Here is a 13,207-nt window from a genome sequence, read left to right as displayed (position 1 = left end):
ACTACTACCCCCTTACACCTTCCAAAAACCATTCCATTTTTCGAGTATAGAAGCTCGAAAAGAGAAATATGTGAAACTGTAGCCTTGGAGAGGCTTTCTCATAACGGTTAAAATAGTTTTCCAACCATTTCTCTCCATCCAACTGAAGAACATTCAATCGACTGGATCGACTTTGTTCTAAGTAATTGGTCACCTGAAGAGATTCTGCAATCAATTCATCAGACAGATAATTGTATTTTTGTCTTGCCATTGTTGCACTCCTTTCTTATTATCTCTTAATTCCCCTCTATTCTAAAGGATAATATCAAATTCTTTGTTAAAGGGACAAAAGATATTATTGCATAAAAAGTTATATAACTTTTTATGCAATAAATAGACAATAAAAAAGCATACAAGTGTTCTTGTATGCTTTCAATCCCTTTAGAATGGGGAATCCGCATCCATTGGTTCAGGATAGGATGTAGGAATAGAACTTGGTATCGGCTGAGAAAATCCCTGTTGTTCCTGCTTACGTCGATTAGATGCTTCCTTATTTTCAAGGAAAGTGATTCCTCCTTGTTGGTTTGGGGAAATAAACTGATACGTCCGATGTTGACCTTGTTCATCATTATATGGTCGTTGGATAATTTCTCCTTTTAAGAGGATCGGAGAGCCTTTTGATAGACTCTGAGCCATCAATTCTGCTTGTTTTCCATAGACTTGTACATGGAAAAAACTAGAAATTGGTTTATTTGTATCATCATTCATACTTGAATCACAAACAAACTCAAATTTGAAACTGGCATGACCATTTTTAGTTTGACCTACTGCATCGCTTGGGATGAATGCAACACGTCCAGAAGCAATAAATACTTGCATTTTTTCTCCTTTCAATAAAGACCACAAGAGAGTTATATCCCAGCTTGTGGTCATCTTTCATTTTAGTTCGTCAAATTAGTTTTCTTTCGACTTACGAAGGCCTGCAAGACTCAATAATCCCAAAATCATTCCCACAACTGGAAGCATACTTGCTGCTGTTCCAGTGTTTGGCAAACTAGTTTCTTGTTTCTTGTTCCAAGTATAGTTATAAGAAACAGGTACTTGAATATCTACAGGTTTAGTTTGCGCTACATAAGACACAAGTTTACCAGTTTCGTCATAGACTTCGATAGGTGTTTCGCCAGCTTCAAGGATAGCTTTCTTCTGCGCTTCAAGGTCGGCTAAATGCTTAGCCTCTACTTGTGCGCTATACAAAGCAAAGAGTTTGTCATAGGCTTCTTGATCGATTTTCTTCTCCTGCTGCAACTTGTCAAGGATAGCTTGTGCTTCTTTCAAAGCAGTTTCTTTCCATTCAAGAGTTGTTTCTTTTTCAGCAAGATCTTTCTTAGCTTTAGCCAAGTTAGGCTCTGCATTGAGTAAGTTTTCAAGGTCAGTCTTGGCATTTTCAAGAGTTTTAGTTGCTTGTGCTACTTTCTCCTTAGATAGCGTGAGATTTTTCTCAGCAATCTTGATTAGAGATTTCAACTCTTCCAACTTAGCATTCTCAGTTGCTAGGTCGTTTTGAGCGTTAGCAAGGTTAGTTTGCTTATCAGCAAGTTCTTGCTTCGCTTTTTCAAGGTTTTGTTGCTTGATTTTAACGTCAGCAGTTAAGGCATCCAAGGCCTTTTGAGCAGCCACCAAACGTTGTTGTGCTTTCATTTGGACTTTCTCCGCCTGATCAAGTTCAGCTTGTGCCAAAGGTGTTTGTAATGGTGTTTCTTCAAGTCTTGAAAATTCTTCCTTAACTTGCTCTTCTGTAGATAAAGCTGTATCATATTCTGTTTGAGCTTTTCTCAGATCAGTTTGTGCATCAAGATTATTTTTCTGTGCTAAACCAAGAGATACAACTGCAGCATGATAAGCCCTAGTTAGAGCCTCAGCTGAATTAGGATTGCTCAACTCTGTCTTATCAAGTTTCATTCCTGAAACTTTTGTATCTGCTACTGTCAACCAGTGAGAACTTGTGACCCCTTCACGTTTCGATAAAGAAAAACCAAAGTAATCTTTATTCCCTGAAGACATTTGCGATAGCCCAGTTATACTCTCAGCATGCTGCCATTCTAAGCCATTAAACAAAAACTTAACAATACTCTTATAGATAAAGCGTTTAGCATCATCCATAGTATGAATTTCATCACCACTATTGACACCGTACATATTCTCTAAATATTGAGAAGAATTGTTCTTTGATGAAGGCAGACCATATTCTCGGGCTACGTCATTGATAACCTTTTTATCATGACCTGCACCAAACTTCCAATTATCAGAAACATAACCATCAGTTACCTTTTTAGCGACATCAAGCATCCCTTTTGAGACAACTGTTTTATTTGTTCCAAAACGTTGACGGACTTGATTCAACAAATCATTCGTAAAGAAAGCCAATTCCATTTGCTGTTCTTTGGTCAAATTATTTGGATCAACAGAAATTTGCTGATCTTTTTTATTGGATTTAAACTGATTAAGTTCTACATTTTCCTGATTGACTTGTTCAAGTTTGCGCTGTTGTGCTGCATTATGTTTATCCCAAAGAGCCTCTTGCTCAAGAATACTGTACGGATTATTCACATAAGATTTTAGTGCTTCCAAATAGCTGTCTGAAATTTGCAAAGTATTTATTGAATTATACTTTGCTTCAGCATCTGAGAACTCCGATTGGGCTTTATTGAGGGCTGATTGAGTTTGATTTGCTGTCTCTTTTACTTTAGATAATGCATTCTTAGTAGTTGAAACAACAGAACTAGCCTTTGTAACTTTTTCTTGTGCCTCAGCCGTAGCGTGAGCTAAGTTTTTGTCAGCAATTTTTGCTTGGGCTAAATTCGCATTTTTACTTTCTACAGCCGCTGATGCCTCTTTCAGTGCTTTTTCGGCATCTGCTTTTTCAGATATTACTTTTGCTTGACCTGTACCGTCAAGGATAGCTTGTGCGTTATCTACATTAGTCTGTGCATCTCTCACTTCCTTTTCAGCAGTCGCTACCTTGTTCTTAGACTTCTCAACCAATTTTTCTTGATCTTTGGCTACTTGATTCGCTTTGTCAAGGTCGTTTTTAGCATTTTCTTCTTGCTTTTCAGCATTCGTCTTACCAGTTTCAGCATCGACAACTTCTTGCTTTTGCTTTTCAATATTTTCTGGTGTCGCTTTGTCCTTGACTGCTTGCGCCTTATCTAATTCAGACTGAGCATTATCCTTTTCGGATTGAGCCTCGTCTTTTTCAGACTGTGCACGGTCTTTCTTAGCTTGTGCTTCATCTACTGCTTGAGTAGAAGTATCAAGTTTATTTTTAGCATCTTTAACTTGTTCTTGAGTGACAATAATTCCACTAACTTCACTCGTAAAAGATTGCAATTCTGTGGGAGCTGTTACTACAGGTATTTCATCTGCATGACCGATCGTACTTGCTAGACCAAAACCAATAACTGCTGTCCCTCCAACTGTTAATTGTACAGTTTTTTTCATTTTATTTTTCCTATCTACTTTTAAAAAAAGGTGGCAGTTCCTGTTACTATACCACCTTTTTTGCAGCTCACTAATCTATTTTATTCCACTTCTTTCTTACGCTTCACACCAACTAAACCTAGCATAGACAAAATACCAGTACCAACATAACCAAGCATACTAGAAGCTGTACCAGTATTCGGAAGTGAAGGTTTTTTAGGTTCTTGTGGTTTTGGAGGTTCAGGAGTGTGAGTTGTGACTTTCGCTTCCATTTCTTGACCATTGATCACATTCACAAATGTATTTTCAACATCACCACTTGCGATACGTTCTACTTCGATATAGAAATCAGCGTCAAACGTTCCTCGTACTCCAAGAGAGTTCAAGAACTCTTTGTCAATGGTGTAAGCCCATTTACCATCTTTTTCGTTCCAAGTTACTTTAACAATTTTCTTGATAAAGTCAGAGTTTGTACTTTGGTCAAACTCAAATTGGAAAGCATAAACAGCACCTTTAGCAATCTTATCTCCTGCCTTAACCACTTTACCATCTTTAAGCACTACATCATAAGGTAATGTAAGGTCTTTTTCAGCCGTATACTCAGTACCCTTGATAATACCTTTCCAGTTGCCAGTATAGCGATCATGCTTCACATCCAGCTTATCTACGCCATCATATTGATACAACGTATGGTGTCTTTCTGGAACAGTTGCACCGTCAAGAAGGTACTGAATCAATTCCCCAATTTGAACTTCTTTACCATCAAGAACTTTCTTACCTGCTTTATCAAGCGCATGTTTTTCTGGGTGTTTTGGTTTAGGTGGCTCTGGTGTACGAGTAATAACCTTAGCAGTCATTTCTTGTTTATTAACAATATTGACAAAAGCATTCTCAATCTTATTACCAGTTTCAATACGCTCAACTTCGATGTAGAAGTCTGCATCAAAGGTTCCCTTAACTCCTAGAGAGTTCAGGAAGTCTTGATTGATAACATAAGACCATTGACCACCTTTGGCATCCCACTTAACAGACACAAGTTTCTTGATGAACTCTGAATTTGTACTTTGGTCGAACTCAAATGTAAAGGCATAAGAGCTACCTTTAGCAATCTTATCGCCAGCTTTTACAACTTTACCATCCTTCAGGATAACATCGTATGGCAACGTTAGATCTTTTTCTGCTGTGTATTCTGTACCCTTGATGATACCTTTCCAATTACCTGTGTATCTGTCATGCTTCGTATCCAGCTTATCTACACCATCATACTGAGAAATAGTGTCATGTTTAGCTGGAACAGCCACACCATTCAAGAAATATTGAATCAACTGTCCAATTTGAACTTCCTGACCATCAAGAACTTTTTTACCATCTTTATCAAGCACATGTTTTTCAGGCTTGACATCTGGAACTTCAACAGTTACCAAATTAGACTTATGATCAATTCCAAAATCGATCTGATGGAAATCGTTTTGAACCTTTTGACCTTCTTTTACCAATAATTTAGCAAACAAATCAAAAGTCACATTTTTACCCTTAGAAACATAGTTCTTGTAGTAAGCAGCGTTGTCTTTTGGAACCCACATGTAAAACTCACCTTTAGGTGACAAGCCTGCTTCTTTCAAGATTTCATTGACAACATCTGTTCTTCCCTTGTCTGAAAGAACATGATACATGTCAAATAGTTGTTTCGCATCTTTTCCTTCGTCGTCAGTTGCCTTGATTTTGGCATTATCAACGGTATAGGCACCGTCTTGCACATCGTCTACAATCGCAAAACGTTTTGCGATTGATTTAGGGGACGCAGTCAATTTTGAATAAGGAGCATAATCCGTTTTCAATGTAAACTTCACATTCTTATCAAATGTCTTAGCCCCATCAATGTTATTTCCATGTGTATCCTCAATAGATTTTTTTAGATTTACAGATGGTTTGTAGCGCAAGTTAGCATAGTGAACATGAACCGTACGACTTTTTACTTTACCTGGCTCAGGAAGATATTCAGGATCAGGAATTGTATCCTTTTCATGCTGCTCCAATTCTGGCGGATGAATTTCATCTACCGTCTCCACGATATTATTATTCCCCCAAAGTTGGAATGTATATGTTGCTTCATACAATTCCCTATCCGAGTAAGGTGGTAGACCTTCCGCTTTTCGTTGCGCATCATAATACTTACGATATGCTTCAAATTGTTCCCGTGAATAAGGTTTAAATTCTTTTTTACCAGCATAATAACTCAAATGTCCTTTTGAACCATATCCAATAGATACAATCGTTCCAACAGGCGTATCATAAAAATCGTTTACATCTGAATAGATTGGGTCACCAGCTTTATATTTATCTAAACCTGTACTGTCGTCTGATTGATATGTACCTGACGTTTTCACACCTTTCCAACCAGTTTTATTTCCAAACGCTGGAATAGGTGCCTCTTGAACTAATGAATCACTAGGTGTTTTTACAATACCTGTCGAACCATCTTCATAGGTATGACGAATAGCCTGAAGATAATCAATATCTGAATACACATCGGCACGTCCAATGTTTAATGGCTTGCCAGTTACCTCATCAAAAAACTCATAATCGAAATCAGGATTCAAATAATTAAATGGGCTAAATCCAAATGGTGAAACACCTTTATTTTTCAACCACCAAACCCACAAACGACTGTAAACCTGAGAATTACCTTCTTTTTCAAATTCCTTGGTAGGTGTTGATTTTGAAGTGAATTTTACAGAAATTGTTTTTCCAGATACAGTCTTACCAATTTTATGCAGTGTAAACGAATCGCCTTCCTTAATATTTTTTAGAATTGTACCACCGATTGACGTAGCATTTTGACGAGCAATTTCCTCTTTATCAATCATATCTGGACGACCAGGTTCAATCGTAGTCTCAGAAGTAGCCCCTAAAGTACCTTTAACCAACTCCAAATCTTTTACTCCTGAAAATACTGCTGTAAGTTTACCGTAGTATTCCAAAGACCCACGTTTTGTTTCATCATAGTCACCATACAAAGTAATATTCGGTGCAGTTGCAGAAACACCTTTATTTTTAAGCTCTTCCAATTTTCGTTCATAAGCTTTTTTTTCTTCAGCATATTTAGCTAAACTTTCTTTATTACGCTTATCAATCTGATCATTCTTTTCTTGAAGGTCTTTTTTAGCCTTCTCATGAGCCTGACGAATCTTTTCGTTTTCATCCTGAACACGCTTCTTCTCCGTCTCATTATCCACTACATCTTTCTTGTAGCTAGCAATTTCAGTAGAAACCTTATTTGCTTGATTCGCATAATCCTTTTCTACATTAGCTTGTTTCTTCGCAAGTTCGTCTTGCCCCTGAGCAACACCTAAATCCACAGAAGAATCCTGTTTTACTTCTAAACCTGCTTTCTTAGCTTCAGAAACAGCTTTATCTACAGTTGAATGATCTACTACAACATCAACGGTAGTATTCTGCTTGGCAGTTTCGTCCTGCTTAGGTGCTTCTTGTTTAGGTGCTTCCTGAACAGTTTTTGGCACATTTTGATTTGCACTCAACTCATCAGCAGATACACTACCTGATGAAAAAGCCATAGCAAGAGCAGCCATACCCAAAATTACTCCACAAGCACCGTAGCGCTTCACCTTACGAATTGATCCAAATACTTTTGTTTCTTGTGTTTTAAACATTTTTTCTTTTCTCCTTTAATTAAAATAATTGTTTCTTGTAGAAATAACTTACTGCTGTAAGCAATAAGCCGCCGATTGCAGCTAGGAAACTTTGTTCTGATCCTGTGTTTGGCAAAGTTACCATTTTACCATCTGCAGTTGAAACACTAATGGTCTTGTCTTCATTTGTAACAGCTCCAAGTGCTTCAGGAGCAACTACAGAACCATCTGAAAGGACAAGATTTCCATTTTGAGTGCTGACAATGGAATCACCTGCGCTGGTTTGAACAGGTGCTTTTGTCACATCATGAACGACTTGTCCTGTTGAACTTGAAGTGGTTCCAATTTGTGACTTCCCTTGTTGGTTCGCTTGATCAGTAGTTTTTGGTTGTTCATCTGGAACACCATCTAGGCTACCTGCGTTATCCTTATCTTGCGCCTTGTCTGAAGGTGCTGGTTTATCTGTTGTCACTCCGTCAAGACTTCCCGCGTTGTCTTTGTCTTGTGGTTTATCTGATGGTGTTGGTACACCATCGAGGCTACCTGCATTATCCTTATCCTGTGGCTTATCAGAAGTTGCTGGTTTGTCTGTTGATACCCCGTCAAGACTTCCTGCGTTGTCTTTGTCTTGTACACTTGGCGTTGTTGGGTCAACTGGAGTAACTGAAGGCTCTGTTGGCTGAGTTGCTGGTGCCTCTGTTTCTGTTGAAGCGCTTGGTGCTGTTGGCGTAACGACTTCTGTTGCTGGGGCAGAAGAATCAATTGGTGCAAGCTCGTCTGCTGATACATAACCAACTTGTGCAAGTGCGATAGTTGAAAGTGCTAGTGTAGCTAGTACTTGTTTCTTGTTCATTTTGATTTTTCCTTTTCTAATTTTTAAGATAATTTGATTCTTTTGGTTCTGTTTCTACAACAAATCCATATTTTGAAGAATCAGAAGCTTTTACATCAAAGGTTAATCTAACGCTAGATGATTTATCCCCTTTTTTGACGGACAAGATATAGGAAACCGTATATTTTTGAGTTTCTGAATCATAATTCAATTTCTCTAAAATAACTGATTGTAGAATCCCTTCTTTTGGTTTGGTAAATTTTGCATCACCTTCAGAAAGAAAATCTACTAGATTTTCTTTTTTGCCCGAGTAATAAGAAGGTAAGAAATGACGACTAAATACATCAACTTCATTTTTCATTGAGATAAGATGTTGAGTATTTTTTTGTTCCTGATATAAGAAATTTACTTTTTCAGACTGGCTTGATAGTTGAGCGAAAGCAAAAAATACACCAACGATATTTACTACTGCAAGCACTCCTAAAAAACCTAAGAATAGATAAAATTTCTTCAGAGAAACTGACTGCTTTTGAGATACGGGAGAAACAACATCTGTTTGATCCCTTGCATTTGGAACAGGTGGTAGGCGATTGGGTTGTGAAACAGCCATCGTCTCACCTTCAGCTGGGAAAATAGGAAGAGAAGAATCAGACAATCCCATACTTTGTTTATATACAGGATAAATCTGGTTCTCAAAATACTCCCTTTTTTCTTGATAGCTATAATTTGCAAATTCAGAGCGAGTAAGTATCGCTTGAATGAGTGGAAGCAAGAGGTTTTCATAGTCTTCAGTAATCAGAAATGGACTAGCATAAACCTCCCCTTCTGTCACCACACTTTTCCCTTCCAGATGAGCGATTGCTACTTTTTTCAGCTGAAACTGACCATACATCTGTTTCAACTCTCTAAATAACAACTCTGCCTGTTGAAATGTTAGGTAGGGCAAACTTTTTGAAATCGGCTGAGAAAAATCAGAAAGATAATCCAATGACTCAATGATAGCAAGTAACTCACGATCATCCTCTGGACCTCTTCCATCTTCCCAGGAGATTTCTAAAAATAGATCATCTGTAATCGTACAGCGATCTTTATTAAAGAGTGAAAAAGCCATAAATCACCACCCCTTAACTTTTCACGAAATCAAAAATCCATTCAATGATACTTGGTCCCGCTGAAACACCAATAATTGCAATTGCAATTGATACCCAATGTTTTTTCATTGAGGCTTTTAACTCACGTCCACCAAACGCATAAATGAGCGAGGTGACAACGGCAGCTAGACCAAATAGCGCAACACTGACTAGCTGAACTTTTGTAATTCCTTGTTTTGCCAAGTTATCCGACTTAACAAATGGATCGTCCGCATACACTGTAGATCCTGTTAGGAATAGGGAAAGGCTCAATAAAAACATCTGTGATTTTGTTTTTACTTGCTGAAGTTGTCTTGTCAAATAATTTTTCATAGAAATCCTCCTTTGTTTTTTTGACAACGTTAGTATAATAGATAATTGAAAAAAATTTTTTAAAGGGACAATCATTTTTTTAAGGTGAGTTTTAAGAAAATAATGCTTCACCAAATGACGTTTTTTCAGCTTCGACTTCAAATAATATTTCTCTTTTATCTTCACGGTGATACTCATCTGGCGCATCACCTTCTACCCAAAGATGAAAATGATACTCTTGGTTGGGATCAGATAAGTTCAGAAACTCTTTAGAAATTAAAGGAAGTACTTTATGCTTAATCACTCTTTCCAGTGGCCGTGCACCATCTTTTATATTTGTTCCTACATCCAATAAATAAGTAACCAAACTTTCTTCATAAGAGAGAGTCAACTTTTGATTCCTCATTCTTTCTTCAATTTCTGATAGTTGTTTGACAATAATTTCCTTATTCACTTCCTCGTCTAACATGTTGAAAATTAATTTATATTCAATTCGATTGAGAAATTCTGGTCTGAACCTAGTTTCTAACTCCAACGTCATGCTCTTTTCAAACTGAACTTTGTCCCTGTCGGTTAGCTTTTTAAAATTCCCTTTCAATTCGTACTGCTTAATTATTTTTTGAGAACCAATATTCGTAGTAATAATAACGATTGTATTCTTAAAACTCACTTGCCTTCCAGTTGAATCAGTCAAGCGTCCTGCATCAAGCACCTGCAAAAATAAATCCACAACTTCCGAGTGTGCTTTCTCCACCTCGTCGATTAGAATAACGCTATATGGTTTCTGTTTAATCTTCTCAGTCAATTGACCTTTCGTTCTAGTTTGACGATCGCCAATCAGCTTTGTAATATCTCCTTTTTGCTTATACTCAGACATATCAAAACGAATGATTGCCTCCTCATCATCAAACATCCCCTCTGCCAATGCCAGGGCAAGCTCTGTTTTCCCAACTCCTGAAGTTCCTAAAAACATGAAGGAAGACAAGGGCTTTCTTTGATCCTGTAAACCAGCTTGTGCAACAGTTATAGCATTGACAACAGCCTCTACAGCCTCATCTTGGCCTTTAACACGTCGTGACAGCTTTTCTTTTAAACCATCTAGCCTTTCCTTGTCACCTTTCAAAATCGTCGTGACAGGAATACCTGTTTTATTTTTCAGCACCTCTGCAATTTCTTGTTTCCCGACATGGGCTAATCCATTTGTAGAACAAATTGTCGCTGCTTCATCTATTAAGTCAAAGGCTTTATCAGGTAAAAATTGATCAGGTATGTAGCGGACGGATAGAAGTACAGCTTGTTTTACAGCATCAGAACTAATAGATACCTGATGAAAATTTTCATAAATGGTTTTAGCTTGTTCAAGAATTTCAATCGCTTGAATAGTTGTTGGTTCATCAACCATAATCGGCTGCATTCTTCGCTCTAGCGCTCGATCTGTTTCTACATATTCATGAAATTCATCTAAAGTAGTTGCGCCAATCAATTGTATCTCACCACGTGACAAAACTGGCTTAATAATATTTCCAGCATCCAAAGCGCCCTTATCTGAACCACCAGCACCAACAATAGTATGAACTTCATCAATAAAGAGAAGATTCTCTCCTTTGGTTTCTACCATCTCCTCAATAATTTTTTTAAACTTAACAATAAATCCTCCATCATCATCTGACATTAAACTAGATAGTTCCAGAGAGCGCACGGTCAAGTTTTTTAATTTTGGAGACACCTGGTTTCTTAAAATGGCCAAAGCAAATCCTTCAACAATAGCTGTTTTTCCAACTCCAGCTTCTCCTACCAAAATAGGATTATTCTTAGTTCGCCTGAGGAGAGCGGTCTGAACAGCTTCTACTTCTTTATCACGGCCGTACACCTGATAATCTTCTGCTTTTTTTGAAACTTTTTCTGTCAAATTATCTGTATAACGATCTAAATAGGGTGTTTTTTTCTTTTCTTCAGTAGTCACACCTAATCACCTCTTTCTTTTACTTCCTTGATTTGAAGAGTGAGCTTATCTTTTATCGCATCCACAAATTCTCGTGGATTGATTGTACCTTCCCCTATCTGAGATAGAAACATTTCCCAGCCTCCTGTTGTTTCTGGATCAGAGAACTCATTGTCATAGAGATAATTGATAAGTAAATAGGCTTTATTGGTAGGCGTTAATTGACCTGTTTTTTTATCTTTGACAACATAGCCCTTACTCTGAATTTTTTTAATGATTTCTCCTCTAGTAGCCTGAGTTCCTAAGCCATATTTAGGAAATATTTGGCCAATCAATTGGCTTTCAGTTAATCGTTTAGGTGGTTTTGTTTCACCTCCTACAATCTGAACTTGTGTCTCAATCCTATCTCCTATTTGATAATCAGGAACTTCAACAGAACCTCGTACCTTTCGAGAACTCCATTCAGCCCATCCTAATTTATGAAGTGTTCTACCTTTTGTTTTAAAAACAAGACCATTATTTTCTACTTCAATTGTTTTGGTTGAATAATAACAATCATCAGCAAACATCAAGATCGCCTGCTTCACAACTGCTTCATAAATCAGTCGTTGGTCAGTTTTTAAATTTGAAAGGTTTGGAACTCTTTCAGTAGGAATCAAGGCTGAGTGGCTCGTACCAGACACTTTTTCATCATTGACATAATCTTCTCTAGGCTCCAAAAACGCTGGCTGAAAATGACAATTAATAGCTTTTTGATAGGCAGATAGATTTTCTTTTAAATCATCAAATTCAAAACGACTGATGTATTCTGAGTCTGGTCGTGGATATGAGAGAAAACCTTTCAAATACAGTCCCTCAACAATGCTCTCTGTTTTACTTGAGTCAAATTTCCAGGCGCTTGCTGCAAAACTTTGTAATGCTGACAAGGTAAATAGCTGTGGAGCAGATTTCTGATGATTTTCTATCTCAACTGAGGAAATAACAGAGGTGGTTGATAACCCCCTTGAAGAGGCTAAAACAGCCTCACTATCTTTAGTTTTATCTTTGGTAGTAAAGAACACCCCATTTTTCTTATCCTCCAGCTGAAGCTTCCAATATTTTTCTGGAGTAAAGTTGCGAATCTCTAAATCATTCTCACAAATTAGTCTGACCGCTGGTGTTTGAACTCGACCAACCGATAGATGGCTACCTTTTGTTCGAGGGAGTTGTCCTCTTGCTTGAAGATCAATCGTTGCAAGAGGTGATAAATTCATACCTACCAACCAATCACTTTGTGCACGTGCTTCAGCCTCTAAATAGTAATTATAGGTTTCTGAAGGTTCCTTCAATTCCTGAAGAGCTTTTTGAAGAGCTTTCTTTGTCAAAGAACTTGCCCAAATCCGTTTCCAAATTTTCTCCTTGCCTCCTGGGATGTGCGATAAAATAGAGTACGCAATCCGCTCTCCTTCTCTATCAGCATCCGTCCCAATAATCACTTGATCCGCTGCTACCACTTCATCATAGATTCTCTTAAATTTTTCTCTCGAATCCTTGTCCTCTTTCAGATGTTGCTTAAATGAAACATTTGTAAGAGGTAATTTCTCAAGCGACCAATTGTCTGGTTCGCTGTATTCAAATAGGTGCCCTTCAGCAGCCACCACATGTACTTCAGCTGGAAAATAGAGTGACTGCCTAATGACATAGACACCTCTCTTCTTACTAAATTGTCCCAAAGCTGTAGCGTAAGCTTCTGCCTGTTTCTCTTTTTCAGCCAGAATAACTATAACCATATCATTCTCCTTCTACTTCATTTTCTGTCATTGTAAGCTATAATTAAAAAATCTTTTGTAAAGGGACATTAACAAAGATGAGAACAAGTTCATATCAAAGAACAACACAAAAAGTT

At 37.6% G+C, this 13,207-nt stretch carries 9 protein-coding genes; all 9 read right to left on the bottom strand.

Annotation, left to right across the window (positions count from 1 at the left end):
• Window positions 1-4: 4 nt before the first annotated feature.
• The 9 genes from HMPREF9189_RS04170 to HMPREF9189_RS04135 all read right to left on the bottom strand — a co-directional run bounded on the left by HMPREF9189_RS04170 (window position 5) and on the right by HMPREF9189_RS04135 (window position 13,091).
• Window positions 5-250, bottom strand: coding sequence for a hypothetical protein (locus HMPREF9189_RS04170; RefSeq protein WP_000113750.1), 246 nt, complete (start codon window positions 248-250; stop codon window positions 5-7).
• 170 nt (window positions 251-420) lie between these two features.
• On the bottom strand, window positions 421-858 hold the full coding sequence (locus tag HMPREF9189_RS04165) for a single-stranded DNA-binding protein (RefSeq protein WP_001195795.1): 438 nt from the start codon (window positions 856-858) through the stop codon (window positions 421-423).
• A gap of 75 nt (window positions 859-933) precedes the next feature.
• Window positions 934-3,477 carry an SEC10/PgrA surface exclusion domain-containing protein gene (locus HMPREF9189_RS04160; protein WP_000754466.1) on the bottom strand — a complete coding sequence of 848 codons (2,544 nt, stop codon included), beginning with the start codon at window positions 3,475-3,477 and terminating at the stop codon, window positions 934-936.
• Between the two features lie 80 nt (window positions 3,478-3,557).
• On the bottom strand, window positions 3,558-7,127 hold the full coding sequence (locus HMPREF9189_RS04155) for an SspB-related isopeptide-forming adhesin (RefSeq protein ID WP_000477355.1): 3,570 nt from the start codon (window positions 7,125-7,127) through the stop codon (window positions 3,558-3,560).
• A 19-nt stretch (window positions 7,128-7,146) separates the two neighbouring features.
• Window positions 7,147-7,959, bottom strand: coding sequence for an LPXTG cell wall anchor domain-containing protein (locus HMPREF9189_RS04150; protein WP_001036089.1), 813 nt, complete (start codon window positions 7,957-7,959; stop codon window positions 7,147-7,149).
• A 16-nt stretch (window positions 7,960-7,975) separates the two neighbouring features.
• Entirely contained in the window at window positions 7,976-9,049 is a 1,074-nt protein-coding gene (locus HMPREF9189_RS04145; RefSeq protein ID WP_000885770.1) for a hypothetical protein, read from the bottom strand.
• A gap of 13 nt (window positions 9,050-9,062) precedes the next feature.
• Window positions 9,063-9,401, bottom strand: coding sequence for a hypothetical protein (locus HMPREF9189_RS0102015; protein ID WP_000800859.1), 339 nt, complete (start codon window positions 9,399-9,401; stop codon window positions 9,063-9,065).
• 91 nt (window positions 9,402-9,492) lie between these two features.
• On the bottom strand, window positions 9,493-11,343 hold the full coding sequence (locus HMPREF9189_RS04140) for an AAA family ATPase (RefSeq protein ID WP_000206016.1): 1,851 nt from the start codon (window positions 11,341-11,343) through the stop codon (window positions 9,493-9,495).
• A 2-nt stretch (window positions 11,344-11,345) separates the two neighbouring features.
• Window positions 11,346-13,091, bottom strand: coding sequence for a type IA DNA topoisomerase (locus tag HMPREF9189_RS04135; RefSeq protein ID WP_000237218.1), 1,746 nt, complete (start codon window positions 13,089-13,091; stop codon window positions 11,346-11,348).
• Window positions 13,092-13,207: the final 116 nt, after the last annotated feature.

The organism is Streptococcus sp. oral taxon 071 str. 73H25AP (assembly GCF_000146755.1).
Classification (GTDB): domain Bacteria; phylum Bacillota; class Bacilli; order Lactobacillales; family Streptococcaceae; genus Streptococcus; species Streptococcus oralis_T.
Note: the sequence above shows the minus strand (reverse complement) of the source record. Positions and strands in the feature narration are given on the sequence as shown.